We start from the raw sequence: 19,858 nt of genomic DNA, 5'->3' as shown, positions 1-19,858 counted from the left end.
CTCACCCTGTTCCCTGGTCGTCCCAGCTGATCCGGCAGCCCTTCCCGGTGCCCGCGAGCAGCCGGCCGCCGGCCGCGACGACGCCGTTGCGGACGACCTGTCTGGTCAGCTCGTCGACGCCGTGCTCGGCGCCGAGTACGCCGGTCACCTGCCAGTCGCCCCCCGCCCGCACCCGGACCGTGACGGGCCGCTTGCCGGGCTCGTCGGGCTCCACGGGATAGACGAGCACCGCCTGATCACCGCTGAGCAGGACGGTCGGCGGTTCTTCGTCGCCGTTGGCATCGGTCGCGCGGCGCGCGCCGGACAGGTCGAGCGACACCGCGTCGACCCGGTCGGCGTCGCCTTCCTCGACCACGATCGCGACGGCTCGGACCGGGCGGGCGAACCGCGTGCATACGGCGGCGGCGGCTGCCAGCAGCTCGCCCGAGGTCAGCCAGGTGGCGCCGCGGGTGGTCGGGCCGCCGTCGGCGGCCAGGACGCAACCGGCGGCCAGTGCCGCGTGCGAGCCGAGCGCGCAGACGCGCGACCGGATGTGCCAGCCGGCCACCCCGTCACCGTCATCGACCAGGCCGTCGGCCTGCACGGCAACCAACGCGGCTCCGGCCGGCAGCGGGAGCCGGTCCGTTGTCGTGGTGTCGACGACCACTGAGCCGTCACCCCGCAGGATGGTCACCCTGGCCTGCCCGTCGACCACCAGCATCGGACGCGGCCCCGAGCCGCTGCGGGGAACGTCGACGGAGGCGTCCGGCAGCGCGAGCACGATTAACTCGCCGGAGGCGAGCGGCCGTCCGGTTGTCCTCGCCTCCGCGCGGTCGGCGCGGGCGTGGCCGGCGGTGGCGCCGACCGGCTCGAAACCGCCGGTGAGGCCGCCGACCATCCCGTCCACCCCGCTGCTCCCGAGCGGGTAGGACCGGGCCGCTCCCGTCGCCTCGGTCCGTGGCACCCGTTCGACGGCGAGCGTGCCGGACCGTTCTGTCGCTGGCGCGGCGACGGTGTGCAGGCGTACGGGGAGATGGGTGCCGAGGCGGGCCTGGACGGAGTCGAGGGTCGGCGCTGGACGTCGCTTGGTCCGGCGGTCGGAGACGGAGGTGCCGGACGCCCGGGCGGCCACCCCGCTCCCAGCCGTCAGGTAGCCGACCACCACCGGGGGCCGGAGCGGCCGAGGCTCTGGTGCGGGCGCGGGTGGAGTGCGGGCGGCGGTCGCGTCCTCGGCGTTCTCCTCGACCATCCCGTCGGCGAGGGTGCCGAACAGCGGTGGCGCGGCGACCTCGCCCTGGTACGACGCCCGCGCCAGGCCGCTGCGCGGGCCGGAGGACAGTACGCCCGCCGGCAGGGCCTCGACAGGAACCGCGAAGAGCCGTTCGCCGGCTGCCTGCAGTGCCGCCGCGACGGTCGTCGGCTGCGGCACCGCCACGGTCCCGGCCGTCGCCAGCAGGTCACCGCGCGACGGGCCACCGGCCTGCAACGGCAGCGGCCGCCGGGACGCCTCCACCCGGTAGTAGTCGATCTCCGGGCCGCGCGCCATCGTCGTCGCCTCGGCGACGAGCCGGACCTGGTTGCCGGCCCGGACCACGTCCCCCTTCGGCAGCGGCGCCGCGGGCAGGCCGGGCGCGTCGGGAGCGCCCCACGCCCCGATCGGGAACGACTCCCGGCCGACCGTGCTGCCCTCCGGCCGCGGCTGCGCGGCCGCGAGGTTGCCCCCGAGCACCCGGAGCTGGTCGGAGAGCGCGGTCCAGACGCCGGTGACCGGGTCCCTCCGCGCGAGCCGGATGCGCAGGGTCGAGGTGAGACTGCCGGCCCGCATCGGCTTCAGCCCGAGCGTCGCCGGCAGGCCGTCGGAGCGGACCACCGGAACCGGCACCGGTCCGCCGGCCAGGTCGACGTCGACAGCGGAGGTCGGCACCGTGGTCACGACGGTGAGCTCGAACTCGGCGTACACCTCGAACGGCCGCTCCGGCGTGCCGTCGGAGGTCGGCGCGGAACGGTCGCCGCCCGTCGCCGCCGGGAGCGTGCCCCGCCCCGTGATCGCCGAGAGGACCCGGGCGGTCCCGCCGCCGGCGTCCTCGAGATACTTCGCGACGAACTCGGGCCAGCTGAGGGTCCGAGGTTCGACCCGGCGTCCGCTGCCGAAGGGGACGGTGATGCCACACGGTCCGACGTCGAATCTCGCCCGACCGGAGAACTCCGGTCCCCAGACCGTGATCCGGCCGCTGGTCGAGATGCTGATCCTGACCGTGCCGAAGAAGGTGCTGATCTTCACGCCCGCCGAGATCCGCGCGTAGGCCTCGACCTCGTACCAGAACGGATCGAAGAACACGATGCCGTGGGCGCCGAACGCGACGCGCGCCCACGCCCAGCCGAAGTTCGCGGTGACCTCGACGTCGACACCGACCATCAACGCCTCGGACGTCAACGCGAGGTACGCACCGCCCTTGACCGCGATCTGGTCGCTGACCCGCCAGGCCAGCCCGAGCCTCGGCACCTCCGGGTAGCCGTCGCGGTGGAAGTCGGGGTGGTAGCCGCCGAGGGTCAGGACGAACTGTCCCGCGAGCGGTCCCTTCCACCAGGTCGCGAACGCGAAGCCACCACTCAGTCGTACGTCCGGGTAGAGCAGCCAGGAGTTCTCTGTCAGCGCGGCCCGGATCAGGAAGACGCCCTCGCGGGTGGAGAAGCGGGCCAGCAGGCCCAGCTCGATCGACACCAGCGCCGCCTCGGGCCGGGGCAGCGCCATCCGGGCCAGGCCGAGCAGGTTGATCTCCAGCCCGTCACCGAACGACACCGCCACCACGGCGATCCCGTCGACCAGCGCGAACGAGGTGAAGCTGATCCCGGCGGCGAACCAGAAGCTGCCGCGCTGCGGCGGGAAGTACGTGTTGAGCCTGCGAAGCTCGTCCATCGGGTCCTCGGGCGGCCGCGCGGCCGGGTCGAGCGCGGCGATGAACGGGAACTCGTGGAAGCGGGCGGCGTCGTCCGGCACCCGCAGCCCGCGGTTGATGCCGAGGCCGCCGCCGAGACCGGTGACGAAGAACGCGGGCGGGCCGCCGATCGGGCCGTTGATTGCACCGAAGACGAAGAACGACGGGTTGCCGGCGTCGTCGGTGTAGCCGCCGAACACCGACAGGCCGTAGACGCCGAACCGGCCGAGCAGCATCCCGACGTACGACACCGGGCCGTCTTCGGGTGGGCCGATGGTTTTGAGCATGCCGCCGGCCAGCGACGCGCCGGACAGGTCGGCCGCGACGGCGAGCCCCATCAGGTCCACGGCCCAGCTGTCGACGTCGAGCACGTCGCCACCGGTCCAGCTGAGCGACAGCCGGTCGACCGCCGCCGTCAGCCCCAGGATCGAGACCCGGCCGTCGAAGTACAGCGAGATCCGGCTGACCGTGCCCTCGGTCTCGACGGAGTCGAAGCCGAGCCGTTCGAGATAGAGCGGGCCGAGCTGGCGCTGGACCAGGATCCACCACGGTCCCGGCGGCGGTCCGGCCCGCAGCGACACCGCCGGGTCGAGACCGGGGTGCTGCTGGACGGCGAGCGAGGGGGAGAACGCCGGGCGGCTGGATGCGCCGGCCTGGCCGGCGTCGTTCAGGATGCTGTTGGCGACCGCGTTGGTGCCGCCACCGCCGCCTGGTGAGAACGCGAGGCCGGCGAGCTCGAGGCGTACGCCGCCACCGGTACCGGCCGGCGACGCCTCGGCGTAGACCTGCGTGGCGATGGCGTCCAGCGTCACCGCGCCGAGGGACAGCAGCGGCCCGGACGCCTTGGTGAACCGCAGGCCGAGGCCGGCGACCGAGACGGCGGGGTCGATCGTCAGCGTCGTCGCCGACGTGCCGGACAGCACGTAGATGGCGAGGCCAGCCGGGACGTCGGGATCCACCCAGCTGGCGTCGACCTCGAGCTCGACCCGGGTGTCACCCTCGACGAGGGTGAACCGGCGGCCGGGAACGACGGACACGCTCATACCGAGCTGCGGGGTGGTGGTGCCGGTGCTCGAGAGGGCGATAGTGACCAGGCCACCCAGTGTGACCGACAGGCCGGTGTCCTGTGCGGCGTTCCAGAGCAGCCGCTTCAGGCGGGCGAGCAGCGCATCGGCGTCGAGGAGGTCGAGCGCCAGACCGGTGTCGACCTCGGTGCTGCCCAGGCTGTCGCCGAACACGACGCCCTGCAGGACGGCCGTCGCCTCCGCGGTGAGGACGTCGTTCAGGCCGTCGGCCACAAGGCCACCGGCGAGGGACAGGGCGAGCGCCAGCAGCCAACCGCTCGCCTCGGTCGCCGACCCGAGCGTCTCCGCGCCCGCCGTACGGTGCACCGCGGTGAGCGTCGGCGGGTCGGCGTCCAGACCCCAGCGGAACTCGATCGCCCGGGCGGCGTCGTCGTCGAGGGCGAGCCCGACTCCGACCACGCGACCCGTGCCGAGGGCACTGCCGGCCTGGATCGCGAGCAGTGGCCGCAGCGCGAACGATCCGAGGTCGAGGACGACCGGACCGAGCAGCGCCGCCACCTCGACACCCGCGGCCGAGAGCCGAAGCCGCTCGAGGACGAACCGGCCGACGCCGTCGATGTCCACGTCTGCGCGAAGCTCCAGGGCAGGCACCGCACCACTCGCGTCCAGCACGAGCACGACTGGTGCGCCGGTGCCGAACCCGAGCGCCAGAGTGCCAGTGCCAGAGCCAGTGCCAGTGCTAGAGCCGGCGGTGACCGCGACCACCGACCCGCCCGGATCGAGTGCGGCGGCCAGGGCGGCCACGCCGGTCGAGACGAGCTGGGGGAGCCGCGCACCCAACCGGGCCGCCGGGTTCTCGGCGAACGCGGCCAGCCTGGCGGCGGTGAAGTCGGTGCCGTCCCGCAGGTCGAGGGCCGCGCCGAGGTCGAAGACCGCCTGGCCGACGGCCTTCACCAGCGACGTTCCGGCGTCGTCGCGGTGCGCCGCGATCGCGTCGAGCACCGCCGGCAGGACCATCTCGCCGGCGGCGGCGAGTGCGGCACCGAGTCCAGGGCCGTCGGGGTAGAGCGGCAGCGGGACGGCCGGCGGCCGGAGCAGGCTGAGCCGGACGGCGGGGTCGGTGTCGGGAGTGACCGCCAACCGCAGGCCCCGCCCGTCCACCTCGACCGACACGTCCAGGGTGGGCCGCGGCTGTGCGTCCGGCCCGATCACCAGGCCGCCACCGGCGCGCGTGGTCACCGTCGTCCCGTCGCCGCCATCGACGTCCAACGACAGGTCGAGAACGAAGCGCAGCCGGTCGCCGGACTCGACCGCGTAGCTCACCACGGCGCCCTCCGCGATCGGCCAACCGGCCACGGCTCCACGGTCCGGCACCACCAGCGGCGCCAGGGCGTCGAGCAACGCGACCGCACTGGCGGCGGCGTTCGTCCGCCAGCTCGCCACCCCGTGACGCAGCCAGCTGCCCGGCTCCTGGATCAACCCGACCGGAAGGACGACGTCCCGGAAGCCGAGCGGGTCGGGCGGCGCCAGCAGGCCCACCGCGTCGAGGGCGGCGTCGAGCGCCGGCGCGGCGGCCGTGGACACCCGTTGTCGCAGCGCACCGAGCACACCGTGCGCGGTCACCGCGGGCAGCAGGACCGTCGCGAGGTCGCGCACCGCGCCGGGATCAGGACTCGGCACCAGCGCCACCTCGCGGACACTCCCGCCCGGCACCGCCGACTCGACGCGCACGGCGGCCGGGCTCGTCCCGGCGACGAGTCGCAGGCCACCCCCGATCTCGCCGCCCAAGGCCGACGGATCCAGTGCTCCCAGGCTCGCCGTCGCGGCCACGCCGGTCGGACGCATCGCCACGTCGACCGCGAAGGCCGGCAGGCCGGAAGTCGTGACACGCAGCGCTCCGGTGAGCGAGCCGGTGGCCAGGTCCAGACCGATCGTCGCTGGACCGACCGACCAACCCACCGCCGTTCCCGTACCGGTGGCCGCCGGGACCAGCGCACGCAGCAGGCTCGCGACCTCGGCGGGAGCGTCCGCGATCCGAGCACGCGTCGTCACCGCGGTGTCGTACAGGAGCCGGTCGAGCCCGTCCGGGTCCAGGCCACCGCCGCGGGTGAGCCCGAGCAGGTCGAGAAGGGTCGCGAGGTCCGCCGACGCTGCGCACAGCCGTGCCACCACGTCCGCGAGCAGGACCCGGACCTCGGGTACCGCGGTGGTGAGGTCCGCGGCTGGTACGTCGGGCGCGACACCGGTCGGGTCCGCCCGTACGACCCAGCGCTCGCGGTCCACGCCGAACCCGAGCGCCTCGTGCAGGACGAGCTCGGTCTCGCCGGGTCGGCCGTCGAGCGGTACGTCGATCCGCGCCGACATCCAGCGCAGCTCGCCCACCGTGCTGCCGGAACCCGGCCCGCCGACCAGCCAGCCGTCGGTGACGCCGAGGTGGACGTCGACGACCACGCCGCGGACCGGTGACGCCGCGAGGCCGGGCCCGTCCGGTGCTCCGTCCGGTGCCGGGCCGATCTCGCACAGCTCGACGGTCGCGCCCACGCCCACCCGCAGGCCGCCGAGGTCCAGGTCGGTCACCGGCAGGTCCATGCCGGCGTGGACCGCGGTCGGCGTGGTGTCACGGCCAGAATCGAGCGCCGTGTCGAGGGCGGACGCCGCGACCCTGGCGTGGATCCCGTCCGCGACGAACGCGGCAAGGCCGTGCGCGAGCGACTCCTCGTCCAGGTTGCCGAACACCGCGTGCACCGCGAGCCCGGGCCGTCGCGCCTCGTCGCCGGCGGACGGCAGGGCACGGCCTGGAGCAAGGACGTCGAGACTGCGACGGAGGACTCCTCTGACCTGCTCCAGCGGGGTTGCCTCCAGCGCGAGGAGCGGGTCCGGCCAGGTCTCCTCGTCCGCGCGACGCAGTCGCCGCAGCAGCCGCAACGCGTCTCCACCGAGGCCGCCGTTCAGGCTGTCGACGGCGAGGCCCGCCCACGGCGTTCCGACGGTGACGACGCCCGTGACGGCGGGCAGGCTGGACGCGGCCCGGATCACGGCGGCACCGCACGCGCCGTACCCCACGAGGACGACCGGATCGCTCCGGTCGGCGAGGACGCCGGCCAGCCGGGCGGCCTGCTCGCCGACGCCACCACGCTCGGGACGGGCGGTCGCGGCGTCGGCAGGCGTGGGCAGCCGGACGAACCACGTGCCGCCCCCAACCGCCGGCACGGTCCCGGACGAGTCCGCCCCACTACAGTCGAACGCCGTACTCACCGGCCGGTCGGTCACCCAGGTCGGCTCGCACCCGACGTGGACCACCGCCACGGGAACGGGGTCGAGCACGTCGCTGACCAGGTGACCCACACTGCCGAGCGCGACCAGCTCGTCGTAGCTCAGGCCGTCGAGCTCGACGGCGGTCACGTCGTCCGGCAGCGCGGCGGGACGACCGACCAACCCGTCGGTGCCCGCCCAACGGGTGAGGAGCAGTCCTAGTCCCTCGGCGAGCGAGTCCCGCCCCACCAGCAGGTCGGCCAGGTCCGGCAGCGCCTGCGCGGAACCGCGCAGCACGCCGACGAGCACGGCCGGGTCGGGGCGTTCGCCGCCGGCCAGCGAGCCGAGACTGCGGAGGAGATCCTCGGTGTTCGGTGGGCAGCCAGGTTCGGTCCAGACAGCGAGGCCGGGGGCGCGCGGTTCGCCCGCCACCGGGCAGCGGAACGGATCGCGTACCGAACCCGTCCCGAGCGGCGCCGACCAGCGGAATCCGTTGAGCAGAGCGGCCACCGGGCCGAGCGCCAGCCTGATCCGGTCGCAGTCGAGCACGAGGTCGGCCAGCCACTCGCGTACCGCCGCGCCCGGGTCGGCTCCGACCAGTCCGGCGAGCGGCAGGTGGGCGCCCGTGCCGGTCCAGCCGACCAGACCGAGCAGTGCTTCGACCACCGGCAGGCGAAGCTCCGCAAGCAACACCCCGGCGGCCTGCTCGACCGCGTCCCAGTCCGGTGTGGAGAGGACGAGCGTCCCGTCGGTGTCCAGCGTGGGCAGGCCGAGCGGGATCCGCTCGTCGGATCCGCCGACGACGACGGCGAGATCCTCGGCGCCGAACGTCGCCCTGAACCCGCGTCCCGGCACCCAGCTCGCCCGGGCGACGAACGCCCTGGCCTCCAGTGCCGCCGCACCGAGGGCGAGCCTCGCCGGCTCGGAATCCTGCCGACGGAGCGAGAGCGAGCCGTACGCCTCCACGAGGAACGCGGCGGTGCCCCCCGACAGGTCGGCGCGCAGCAAGGTGATGCCGAGCGTCCCGGCGACGTCGTACTCGGTAAGGACCGGCGTGGTTACCCGACCGACCACGTCGACGAGGACCTGGTCGTCGTCCCGCCACACGTCCAGCTCGACGCCGTCGACCAGCTCCACCCGCCAGGGGGCGGTCGTCGTGCCCGACCCGGGTACGGACGCGACAGGAGCGCCGGTCAGCAGCGCACGCAGCCGGCCGAGGACGTCCGCGGCCGCGGCCGGGTCGGCGGTGACGTCCCTCCAGTAAGTCCGGACCGCGCCCAGCGGGTCGGTGAAGAACGCGGACACGTCGAGCGGGTCGATGCCGGCCGGAGGGTCGAGGCCGAGCAACCGGTTGACGAACGCGCCGGACGGACCCAGGCCGTCGATCGCGTCGGCGAGCGCACCTTCGAGGACGGTCGTCACGGAGTCCAGCGCCGCCGACGGCGAGGAGACGTCGAGTACGTCGTGCTGCGGACCGCCGCTGGTCGCGACCACGTCGTGCAGGGTGAGGACGAAGGCGGGTCGACCGGTCGGGTCGAGCGCGACACCGGTGTGCAGACTGCCGACACTCGGCGTGGTGCCGGCCAGCAGCGCCGTTCCGCCCGCGTCCGCGCCGAAGACCGCCTCCGCACGGAAGCTGGGCAGCGCCGTGCAGACGCCCGTGCCGGTGTCGGCGCGCAGCAGGTCGGCGCTCACGCGTGCCCGTGCACCCGCCTGCGTGTCGAGCGACAGCTCCACCCACGGCACCAGGACCGCGTGCCCGGCCGCGCCCGAACCGACGCGGATCCCCACCGTGACGTCGAGCCGTCCAGCGGTGATGCGTACGGCGTCGTCGGCGGCCACCACCGTCCCGCCGACCAGGCTGGCCAGCTCACCGAGCCACGCGTCCCGTGCGGAGTCGTCGGCCAGCACCTCTTCCACCCAGCCCACCAGGGCGGACAGGCCGAGCACCGGCAGGTCGGCCAGTGGCAGCGGCGGCAACCCTGCCACCGCGCGCAGACCGAGCAGGCCGGTGATCGCGCGGAACGGCTCCAGCGCTGGGTCGAGACCGGTGAGCGCGTCCGCCTGGGCCCTGACCAGCCCGAGGACCAGGTGCAGCACGTCCGAGCCGAGTTCGTCCAGGCTGGAGGCGTCGACTGCGATGTCCCGTGGCGCGGATGCACCGGGAAGCTGCAGGCCGCGCAGCTCGAGTTTCACGCCGAGCTGGTCACCCGGGGCGGTCGGGATGGCGAGGTCGAAGCAGATCCCGGCGAGCGCGGCCTCTCCGGGAGGTGGTGCACCCTCGCTGAACGTCGCCGCCACTCCGATCTCGACCCGCGCTCCGTTCGTGCCGAGCAGCAGCCAGCCGGGCATCGTCCCGGCCTCGGTGGGCGCCGGCTCTCCACGGCGCGCGAACCGGAAGAGGGGTACGTGGACGCGGGTCGCCACTCGCGGCGGCCCGCCGGCGGTCGTGTGTTCCAGCCCCGCGCCGAGGCGGACGTGACCCGCTGCCTCCTCCAGCACGGCGTACACGGTCAGGTGCGGGTCGGACTCGGTGAACAGCGGCACCCACGTCTGCCCGGACCGCTCGCCGCGCTCGGGCGGGCCGAGCGCCTCGTCGACAAAACCGAGCAGGGCTTCTCGCTGGTCGTCGTCGGCGAGGAGGTGCCGCAGACCGTGCTGGTTACCGGTGGAAGCGGCCGCGCCGATCGGGTCGCCGAACCACGACGGGTTGGGATGGCCGTTGCTCTCCAGCAACCCGATCGCCTTCGCGAGCTGGGCGAACGCATCCAAGCTCTCGGCGTTCAGCGTCATGGCCGGCTCCACGCGATTCGATGCCGAGCCATCGGCTGGATCAGCAGGACCCCGCGTTCCGCCGCGATGGACGCGGGAACCAGCGCTCGGCCGGACGCGTCCTTGCCGGCCGCCGCGCACAACTGTTGCGCCAGGTGGACGACGGCCTCCCATGCGAAGGCGATCAGCGCCGTCGACCATGCGTCGAGGACGACGTCCGGTCCGACCGGCCGGGCCAGCGTCGACATCACCAGCCCACTCGGCGCGTCGGCAGTGCCGACCCCGAGCGGGACCTGGGTCGCCACGTCCTCGCGGAGTTGGTCGCAGGTCACCGGGAGGGTCACGGTGACAAGCCCGGTGAGGCAGCTCAGACCGATCCCGCCGGTACGCACCAGCAACTCGTTGGCACCGTCCACCCACACGACGTCGGGCGACGACCCGCGCGGGATGTCAGCGACGAGACGTACGGTCTGGCGCAGGATCCGCTGTGCACCATCGGCCGGGACCTTCAACAGGTCCGGAGCGCGTGCACCCGGGTCGAGTTCGAGACGCGGGTCGACCCGACGGAACCAGCTGTCGTCGCGGATGGCGACACCCAGCACCGTGGGCTGCGGTCCTTCGGCCGCGGTGGGCTTCGACGAGCCCGGCCCCGGCATAGCCCACCGCCTAGGACGGGGTGTTCCTGCGGAGTGCGCGGGCGACCAGATGGAAGATCGGCTCGCGGATCCGCAACCACACCTCGATCACCACGATGATGACCCCGAGCAGAACGATCGGATACTCCTCGAAGAACACGAGAGTCCTCCCCCCAGCAGGCCGGCGCCCACACGTGCTCCCTCATGCAGGTCACCTCGGCCTCGCACCCAGAGAGTCGTCGCGCACGCACTTGCTGTCAAGGGCGACGCTCCGGTCGTGCCGCCCTGCACTCGTCAGTGGGCCCCACGCGTATCGAGCGGTGCACGAGAAGAGGTGGCGGGGGCACGCCCCCGCCACCTCTTCTCGTGGCGCTGTCAGCAGTACGGCGGCGCGGAGCCGACGTTCGACACGTACCGGGCGGCGACCCACTGACCGCCGCCGTCGCCGGTGAGTTGGTACCAGCGGGGGTTGCCGTCGATCGACTGGCTGTCGACCTTGCAGACCAGTGCCAGGAACGTCCCCTGTGGCGCCGACGACACCGTCGCGTTCGCCGTGTGCGGACCGCTGCGCACGTTCAGGAACGACAGCGCCCGTCCTTCGTACTCCTGCCCGTCGCCGCAGAACCGTGGCGCGGACCCGATGTTGGCGACGTAACGCGCGGTCACCCACTTCCCGGTGGACAGCTTGTACCAGAGCGAGTTGCCTCCCACGGACGGCCCGAACACCTTGCACTGGATGCTGATGGTCGCCCCGTAGCGGAGGGTGCCGACGTCGGCGGCTGCCGACGTCGGGGCACTCCGGATGTTGAGCGTCGTCGCGGTGACCCTGCCCTGGTAGCTCGTCGCGGCGTGAGCCGGTGGCGTCGGTACGAACGCCAGCAAGGTCGCCGAGAGCAGGACCGCCGCCGCGGCCGCGCCGATCCCACCGACGCGGCGGGTCCTCACGAGGAGGTGACCTCGCGCTCGTAGGGCTGCTGCGCGCTCACGGAAGCCAAGACCGAACCGCCCACCACGGCCAGTGCCGCGGCCGCCGGCGGTGATACCGATGCGATTACTCATGATGTGCCTCTCCCCGAATCGTTGCCTCACTTCGGCACTGTGTAGATGCTTGAGGCGCCGCGAAGGTTGTCCGACGGGACCTCGTACCACCAGCCACAGTCAGCAGGGTCGCCCTCGGACACCTTCGACTCGAACTGGCTGGCGTGCCGACTGCGCGGCGTACCCGGTGTTGCGGATGATCTTGGTGAGGACGTCGCGGACACTTCGCCGACCCGGATGTCCTCGCGGTCCTCACGTAGACGAGGAACGGCCCCGGCGACGGTCGCGGAGGTCGAGGAGTACAGCGGGTGCGTCGTCTGGCTGCCCGTGGTAGGAGGACGCCGGGCGGACATGGGGAGGTCCCCGGTTGTGCTCCTGGTCGCTACTGTCGGCGGCACTGTAGCCGTGACCGGTGGGGGCCGCGGGAACAGGCACCAGGGCGACTTCAACGTCCTGACCAATTGTCCCGGCCCCGGAAGAGGCAGACTTGGTCCATGAACAAGGGTCGGTTGTTTGCACTGCTGGGCGGAATCTTTGGTCTCGTAGGGATCATCCTGCTCGTCGTCACCGTCTGGGTCGTGGTCTCCACGGTGAGCTTCCTGAGCTCTGCCGAGCGCCTCGACGGCAAGGTCGTCGAGCTGACAGAACGGACTTCGAGCAGCAGCGGCAGCAACGGGTCCAGCACCGCCTGGTACCCGACGGTGGAGTTCACCGTTGACGGCGAGGCCTATTCGTTCCAGAGCTCCCAAGGATCGAACCCACCCGCATACGAGGTGGGCGACACCGTCGAGGTTGCCTACGACCCGGACGATCCGAACGACGCCCGACTCGCCTCGGTCGGCGCGGCGTACTTCGTCCCGCTGATCACCGGCGGTCTCGGGATCGTGTTCACGCCGATCGGGGTGGCGCTGTTCGTGAAGGGCCGGCGGATCCTGGCACAGCGGGCGTGGTTACGGCGGAACGGCCGGGAGATCTGGGCGGAGATCGCGCACATCGGGCTGGAGTTCAACATACGCGTGAATGGTCGCCATCCCTACGTCGTCCACGCGACCTGGCACGACGACCAGAGTGGCCGCACCTACACCGCGACCAGTGACTACGTCCGGCACGATCCGGGACCGGGTCTGCGCGGGCAAACGCACGTACGCGTGCTGTATGACCCGTCAGACCCGGACCGGAACCTGCTCGAGCTGGGAACGCGGCCCACCTAGAGCCTAGGCGTTGGTGAGGCGGTCCATCAGCTCGGCGTCCAGGCTGATCTCGAGCGCGTCCAACGCCTCATCGAGCTGACCCACCGACGACGCGCCAAAGAGCGGGATGACGACCGGATCGTGGTGCAGCATCCATGCCAACACGACCTGGTTGGGGGTGGCGCCCAGTTCCTGAGCGACCTGACGCAACACTTCGAATCGTACGTACGCAGTCGGATGCGCGTACCCGAGCTCGGCCGGAAACGGGCGGTCGGTACGGGCGTACGAGCCGATCAGCAGGGGCGCGTACGCCACCAGCGTCATGTCCCGATGCTCCCTGAGGTAGTCGAGGTGCTCTATCCCGACGTGCCGAAAATGCGGGGTACCGAGACGTTCGATGTGGCCCCGCACTGGGTTGTGCCACAGGTAGGTGTACCGCTGCTGAAGCACCGAATACGCGGCGACGCCCTGGTCGGCGGCCAGGCGCCGTGCGCGTTCCAACCGCCAGCTGGTGGTGTTGCTGCACCCGACCAGATCCACGATGCCGTCGGCGGCGAGCCGCCCGAACGCACCCACGGTCTCTTCCAATGGAGTGGCTCGGTTGTCGATGTGCGCGTAGTACAAGTCAATGCGCTCGATGCCCAGCCGAGTGAGGCTGCCCTTGACGGCGGAGTCGATGGTTGAGGCGGCAAGGCCTTCCCAGTTCGCATCGTCAGGGTTGCCGGGCGTGGTCGTCCTGGCGCCGCACTTGGTGGCGATGACAAGCTGGTCACGGTTGCCTCGCGAACGCATCCAGCGGCCGAGGAATTCCTCGCTCTCGCCACCGTGGCCGCTCGACTGGTTGTAGTTGTTGGACGTGTCGATGAAGGTTCCGCCGGCTTCGACGAAACGGTCGAGGATCGCCGTCGATGTGTCGGGGTCGGTCTCGCTGCCGAACCTCATGGCGCCCAGGCACAGAGCGCTGACGGTCCGGCGACTGCCCATGGTTCGATACAGCATGCAGTGCTCCCTTGAGATGGTGAGGTGTCGACGCCTGGTTTCTCAGAGGGGCTCGGCGTCAAGCCCGGAACGTGCGTGAACGACTACGCCGATACTGCGGGTGGCTGCGCTCGCCGGTATCCCGCGATCTTGCTGTTGATCACGTCCAGATCGCGGTGGAGGTCGGCGATGTGGCTCAGGACCCGATCGCGGTGCGCCTCGAGCAGTTCTGCACGCTCGAGCCCGGTATGGGCGCCGGCCCTGAGAAGCTCGGCATAACGCACCATCTCGCTGACCGGCATACCGGTCGCACGCAGGCGCATCAGCAGCGTCAGCCGCCGCAGGTCGATGTGCGTGTACTGGCGATTGCCGGACCGGTCACGGGCGACGCCTTCCAGCAGGCCCACCCGCTCGTACCAGCGCAAGGTGTGGGCGGACAGCCCGGTCAGTGTGGCAACCTGCCCGACGGTGAGCGGCTCGTCGACGTCAGGGGTGATCTCGGCTACGCCGCAGGTCTGGACGTCCGGTTCCTCGTTCACGCGACCAGAATGGCCCTTAGAGCGCACTCGAAGTCAAGCCGTCGGTCATGTGGGTCTTGGGTGTTCGACCGTCGGCAGCGCTTCATGCGGGGCAGGAAGCTCCCGTCCCAGGCGGACGAGCGGGGACAGGGCCATCAGCACTGGGGACAGCATCATGCCGGCGGCCGCCACCAGGAGGCTGGTGCGCAACCCCCACACCTCGGCCAGGTAGCCACCGAGCAGCGAGCCGAGCGGGGTCAGACCCATGCCGGCAAAGGTGATCGTCGCGCTCACCCGGCCCTGCATCCCGTCCGGGGTGACGGCCTGTCGGACGGCCATGTGCGTGACGTTGACCAGTTGACCGAACGCCCCGAACACGAAGTTGACCGCCACGAGCGACAGGATCGTCACCGCAGAGGGGCCGTGCAGCGCAGGTACGCACAGGATCACGCCGTCACCGATCGCCGCCGCGGACACGAGCACCAGCCCGTGACCGAGCCGGCTCGGCAGATGGGCGGCAAGCAACGAACCCACCAGCGCACCCGGCCCTATCGCCGCGAGGGCCAGGCCCACGGCACTGCCCGACAGCTGCAGCTCTCGCGGCAGGAAGAGAAGATAGACGGTCATCATGGCCGCGAAGGCGAACTGAAAGGCCGCCGACGCCAGGCCGATGGCCCGGAGCGAGGCGTCGCCGACGACGAAGCGGAGTCCCTCGTGGATCCGCCGCCAGACCCGAGAGGGTCGCTCCGAGCGCTCCGGAATCGACTCGGTTCGGCGGATCCGCCGGATCGACAGACACGACAGTGCGAAGATCAGCGCGCTGGACGCGGCGGCGATCGGCGCGGACAGCAGTGAGACCAGCGCGCCGCCGAGGGCGGGGCCACCGATCTGAGCGGCGGACCGGCTGCCTTCGAGCGCGCTGTTGCCCCGGACCAGCTGATCGCGTTTCACCAGGCGTACGAGCGAGGCCTGGTAGGCCACGTCGAAGAACACGGACATGGCCCCGATCGTGAAGGCAACCACGAGCATCGCCTGCAGGCCGAATCCATAGAGGACAGCCAGGACGGCTCCGCCCAGTGCCACGGTCCGGCCCAGGTCCGCCAGCACCATCACGGTTCGGGTCCGCCACCTGTCCACCCACGCGCCGACAAAGAGCGCGAGCAGCAGGATTGGCGCCTGTCCCACCGCTCGAAGGACGCCCAGCTGGCTGGCGTCCGCATGAAGTGTCAGTACGGCGATGAGCGGAATGATCACCAGGCTCGTGTGTTCGCCGAGTTGGGAGGCCGTCTGGCCAAGCCAGAGCCTGCGGAAGTCGCTGTTCCGCCACAGGCTTGGCGGAGCAGATCGGACGGAATCGGATACAGCGGATGAAGGGAACGGCACAGGGACCTCTTGGGTAGCCGAGGACGAGGCCCGCCGGACGCACGACGGTCGCACCGACGGTTCAGGCGGGCAAAGGCTCGCTGTGCCGCAGATCAAGGGCAGCACGCGATGACAGGCCGATCACGGCCTACGACGTCAACGCGCGCTTGGACGACCGGGCATCTCTCAGCTCCTCGTGGGTCACTCGCTGCCCGCACATTAGCCCCTCGGCAGGCCAGCTCAAAAGGAGATTGTGACCCGCATTGACCTGGGTGCGTCGCCGCCACCTGCCCGATCCTGCGGCGAGCCGGCGTGAGTCACGGTCACACCGTGTGTTGTGACCACCGCCAGAATCCGCCGATCCCTCATCGGACATCCCTGCCACTGGCGAGATCGGCCAGGGTCTCCACCGAGTCCAGGGTGATGGGATCGTGCAGCAGGCGAACGAACGACGTCTAGCAGCTGCCACCTGGTCTCCTGAGCCAGCGCTGCTCTTGTCGGGTACGCAGGCTTTACTTGGGGCGTGCCTGGTCGCGCGTGCGCGTCCGTGGGCATTGGGCGGATGCACAAGCAGAAGGAGTGCGAACCATGATCCTCCCGAAGGTCCGGGACCCTCGCTTCGTGACGATTCGCCGCGGCGGGACCCTTACTGACTCGGACCACCATCTCCTCGCTCTCTGGGCGGCATCTTGCGCCGAGCACGTCCTTCACCTCTTCGAGTCGGCTCAGCCAAAGGACCCCAGACCGCGTCAGGCGATCGAGCAGGCCCGCGCCTGGGTACGTGGCGAGGTCAGGATGATGCAGGCTCGCGCGGCGGGCGGCCACGCGATGGGCGCGGCCAGAGATCTGCGTGGGGCAGCACGGCATGCCGCGTACGCTGCTGGCCAGGCCGGGGCCGTCGCCCACGTCGCCGCGCACGAACTAGGTGCGGCCGCCTACGCGATCAAGGGCGTACGTGCTGCCGCGCCCGAAGACGAGGCTGCGGCCGCAGGCCGACTCGAGTGCCAGTGGCAGCGTGACCAGCTCCCGGAGGCGATTCGCGAACTCGTACTTGACGACCAGCGGTTGCGGAACGACATCTGCTGGTCGGTGTTTGACTGCTGAGCGCGCGTCGGGGCGCCAGCACCGGTCCGCGACGACGGACCCAGCAGCGCTACAGGCAAGCTCACCAGCCGGCCGGCGCACAGTGGCCTGTGCCAGGCAGGCACCGGATTCACTCGCGCCCAGCCAGCACCTGCTCGCGCAGGATGTCGGCGTGCCCGCAGTGTTGTGCGAGTTCTCGCAGCATGTGCGCATAGATGGCCCACAACGCGCGTGGACCCCGCCCGGTCACGTGCTTGACCAGTCCCAGCAGTGTCGTGCGGGAGGGCACCAGGGATCGGCGTGCCTCCTCCTCGGTAAGGCCGTCGAGACTGTCGTGCAGCATTGCGCGGTGCTCGTCGAGCAGCTCGTCGAGCCGCACCCGCAGATCGCTCGTCCAGGGCAGGGCGGACTCGTGCACGTTCATTGCATCAGCTCCTCGGCCGGCTTCGCGTCGAGCACAAGAGCCTCAGCCGTGCTCACCGCTCCAGTATCGAGGATCGGTTGTAGCCTGGCCGACCGTTGTCCGAGCCATGGGGCAGTTGGCCAGTGGAGCAGTGAGGGGTGGCGCTTCCCACCGGCCGCCGATGTCTGTCAGTACGAAAGGCCCCAGCCAAGCGGATACAGCGTCTTGCCCGGCTCGGTGACGCTCGGAATCGCCACCGGGAGCTTCGCGGTTGGGTCAACTTCACCGAACAGCACCTTGGCACAGGCGCGCATGGCCACAGTGTTGCCGATATAGGTGGCAAGGAACGTCTGGACATCGGTGAAGTGCGCGATGTCGTACGGATCCCGGATGGCGACGACCACGATCGGCTTGCCGGTGGCCAGGAGCCGCTCGACCAGGAGCTGCTGGCGCTGCTGCGGGTCCGTGTTGTTCGTGTCCCATGCCCGCTGGGTGAGCACCACGGTCACGTCGGCGATCCGAGCCTGACCAACGGCAGTTTCGATGTCGGCGTCAGTGGGCTGGGTTCCGGTGTTGAGCGGTATCGTCGACACGTTCCGGTTCTCGAACTCGTCCGCCAACCCCTGCGTGCCTGTTCCGTTGCCACACACGAAGGCTGTCGATCCTTGCCGTAGCGAGAGCGGCAGCACCGAGGCGTCGTTCTTGATCAGCGTCGTGGTCTTGTTGGTGATTTGGTCGGCTCGGGCGAGGTGTCCGGGCGTTCCTACGATCGAGGGCACCCGGTCCACGTCGACGTACGGGTTGCGCACCAGACCCGAGGTGTACTTCCAGGTAAGGATCCGCCGGACCGACTCGTTCAGCCGATTCTCGCTGATCTCGCCGTTGTCGACCGCCTCGAGCACCGCGTCATAGGCGAGGTCGAACTTCGGTGGTAGCAGCAGCAGGTCGACCCCTGCCTTGAGCGCAAGCACAGGCACCCGGTCGTCGCCGTACTTGTCGCGCACTCCCTGCATGTCCAGTGCGTCGGTGGTGACCAGGCCGTCGAAGCCAAGCTCCTGACGCAATATGCCAGTCATGATCGGGTACGACAAGGTGGCCGGGTCGCCCGACGGGTCGAGCGCAGGAAACACCAGGTGACCAGTCATGATCGCCCCGACCCCAGCTCTGATCGCAGCCTTGAACGGCGGCGCGTCGATCGCCTCCCACTGCTCCCGGGAGTGGGTGATGATCGGGATACCGGTGTGGCTGTCGACCGCGGTGTCACCGTGCCCGGGAAAGTGCTTGGCCGTGGCGAGAATCTTCGCGTCCCGCTGGAATCCTTTGACCTGGGCAGCGGTCATCCTGCTGACCAGGTTCGGGTCCGCACCGAACGACCGAACACCGATCACCGGGTTGGCGGGGTTGATGTTGACGTCAGCGACTGGTGCGTTGTCCTGGTTGATCCCGATGGCACGCAACTCCTGGCCGAGGATGGCTGCGGTGTCGCGTGCGGCCTTGACATCGCGGCTGGCACCAAGCGCCATGTTGCCGGCGAACTGGGTCGCCGGTGGACCAATACGGACGATCGTTCCGCCTTCCTGGTCAGTCGAGATCAACAGTGGAAGCTCAGCGCCGGAGGCGACCGCTACCCGCTGCAGACCGTTGGACAGCCTGGCGACCTGCGGCGGGTCGACGACGTTGTCGGTGACGGTGAAATAACAGATACCGCCGAGGTCGTACTTCTCAACGACGTCGGCAGGTGTCGGGACGCCGAAATCCGCGGTGTTACGTGAGTCCACCGTGTCAGGGGCGCTGCCGTAGACACGGGTGACGAAGAGCTGGCCGACCTTCTGCCGCACGGACATGCGACGGATCATCCGATCCACCCATGACTCGGTCGGTCCCCGACCGTCTCCCGGTGTGCCATCGGCGCCGGGAACGAGCACGCGCGGCGACGCGAAGGCATCGCCAGGGATCGTGCCCAGTCCGGCAAATGTGCCCGCCGCGCCAAGCAGGAACGCACGACGACGCGCCGTGCCTGACGGTCCCTGCCGATGGGACCGCGGTGACGGAACCGGCTGCATGAAGTGTCCTCCCAGGACGTCAACACGGGCGACGTTCTCGTTGGTCACATTCCTTGCGACCACTTCGGGCCCTTGCTAATCGCGACGACTCAAGCAATGGGACTATGCCCGGCCACCTGCGTCGAAACACTGACGTCCGATCTCGGGTCCGCCGACTAGGAATTCACCGGCGAATAGGGCGGTTTCGAGAGAACAAGCCGGTTGTACAAGAGGCGGAATGGACCACGACGCGGGCACTGACCGCTGAAGCTGAGGGCCTCGCGGCTCCACTCTGTCGTCGCAGATGACGGGCGGTCCGATACGGAGATGATCACCGCCAGCTAGGCCTGGCGGGCGCGTTCGATCGACTTGAGGATGACTTTCATCCCTGCGGCCCACGCGCAGAACGCAACGGACCAGGCGAGGATGCGCACCGCGGAGGCAGATTGGCCATCGGCGGAGGGCGGCTCCGCTGCGGCAGGGGTCAGAGTGGCTCCTACTGCTCTTCGATGAAGTACTGGCACGGGTTGGTTGGGGCGGGGTCCATGTAGACCCACACGGTGCCGTGGGACATGACGTTGTCCTTGGGGAAGTTCTGGGTTCGGGTTGAGACGATGCCGTAGGACGTGGTGGGTGCGGCGATTC

11 protein-coding genes are annotated in these 19,858 nt (G+C 70.7%); 2 read left to right on the top strand and 9 right to left on the bottom strand.

Features of this window, described 5'->3' with window-relative positions; all coding sequences use genetic code 11:
* Position 1: 1 nt before the first annotated feature.
* From ABNF93_RS25905 to ABNF93_RS25890, 4 genes are all read right to left on the bottom strand, one after another.
* Positions 2 to 9,985, bottom strand: coding sequence for a DUF6603 domain-containing protein (locus ABNF93_RS25905; protein ID WP_349330789.1), 9,984 nt, complete (start codon positions 9,983 to 9,985; stop codon positions 2 to 4).
* Positions 9,982 to 10,620 carry a hypothetical protein gene (locus ABNF93_RS25900; RefSeq protein ID WP_349330788.1) on the bottom strand — a complete coding sequence of 213 codons (639 nt, stop codon included), beginning with the start codon at positions 10,618 to 10,620 and terminating at the stop codon, positions 9,982 to 9,984. The genes ABNF93_RS25905 and ABNF93_RS25900 overlap by 4 nt, the downstream gene beginning before the upstream one ends.
* 10 nt (positions 10,621 to 10,630) lie before the next feature.
* The gene (locus tag ABNF93_RS25895) at positions 10,631 to 10,759 is read right to left on the bottom strand and encodes a hypothetical protein (RefSeq protein WP_349330787.1); all 129 of its coding nucleotides are present in this window, start codon (positions 10,757 to 10,759) and stop codon (positions 10,631 to 10,633) included.
* Positions 10,760 to 10,974: 215 nt separating this feature from the next.
* Positions 10,975 to 11,658, bottom strand: a complete 684-nt coding sequence (locus tag ABNF93_RS25890; RefSeq protein WP_349330786.1) for an SH3 domain-containing protein — start codon at positions 11,656 to 11,658, stop codon at positions 10,975 to 10,977.
* Between the two features lie 473 nt (positions 11,659 to 12,131).
* Between ABNF93_RS25890 and ABNF93_RS25885 the strand changes: the two genes are divergently transcribed.
* On the top strand, positions 12,132 to 12,848 hold the full coding sequence (locus ABNF93_RS25885) for a DUF3592 domain-containing protein (RefSeq protein ID WP_349330785.1): 717 nt from the start codon (positions 12,132 to 12,134) through the stop codon (positions 12,846 to 12,848).
* 3 nt (positions 12,849 to 12,851) lie between these two features.
* On the opposite strand, the gene ABNF93_RS25880 is transcribed toward ABNF93_RS25885, so the two are convergent.
* The 3 genes from ABNF93_RS25880 to ABNF93_RS25870 form a co-directional block, all read right to left on the bottom strand.
* Entirely contained in the window at positions 12,852 to 13,826 is a 975-nt protein-coding gene (locus ABNF93_RS25880) for an aldo/keto reductase (RefSeq protein WP_349330784.1), read from the bottom strand.
* Between the two features lie 83 nt (positions 13,827 to 13,909).
* The gene (locus tag ABNF93_RS25875) at positions 13,910 to 14,344 is read right to left on the bottom strand and encodes a MerR family transcriptional regulator (protein ID WP_349330783.1); all 435 of its coding nucleotides are present in this window, start codon (positions 14,342 to 14,344) and stop codon (positions 13,910 to 13,912) included.
* Between the two features lie 45 nt (positions 14,345 to 14,389).
* On the bottom strand, positions 14,390 to 15,706 hold the full coding sequence (locus tag ABNF93_RS25870) for an MFS transporter (RefSeq protein WP_349330782.1): 1,317 nt from the start codon (positions 15,704 to 15,706) through the stop codon (positions 14,390 to 14,392).
* A gap of 567 nt (positions 15,707 to 16,273) precedes the next feature.
* Between ABNF93_RS25870 and ABNF93_RS25865 the strand changes: the two genes are divergently transcribed.
* Entirely contained in the window at positions 16,274 to 16,789 is a 516-nt protein-coding gene (locus tag ABNF93_RS25865) for a putative immunity protein (RefSeq protein ID WP_349330781.1), read from the top strand.
* 109 nt (positions 16,790 to 16,898) lie between these two features.
* On the opposite strand, the gene ABNF93_RS25860 is transcribed toward ABNF93_RS25865, so the two are convergent.
* Together ABNF93_RS25860 and ABNF93_RS25855 are read right to left on the bottom strand one after the other, a co-directional pair.
* Entirely contained in the window at positions 16,899 to 17,192 is a 294-nt protein-coding gene (locus ABNF93_RS25860; RefSeq protein WP_349330780.1) for a mycothiol transferase, read from the bottom strand.
* A 167-nt stretch (positions 17,193 to 17,359) separates the two neighbouring features.
* The gene (locus ABNF93_RS25855; RefSeq protein ID WP_349330779.1) at positions 17,360 to 19,015 is read right to left on the bottom strand and encodes a glycoside hydrolase family 3 protein; all 1,656 of its coding nucleotides are present in this window, start codon (positions 19,013 to 19,015) and stop codon (positions 17,360 to 17,362) included.
* Between the last annotated feature and the right edge of the window lie 843 nt (positions 19,016 to 19,858).

This window comes from Actinopolymorpha sp. B9G3, assembly GCF_040120725.1.
In the GTDB taxonomy this organism is placed as follows: domain Bacteria; phylum Actinomycetota; class Actinomycetes; order Propionibacteriales; family Actinopolymorphaceae; genus Thermasporomyces.
The sequence above is the reverse complement of the archived record's forward strand: the minus strand, read 5'-3'. Positions and strand labels throughout refer to the sequence as shown.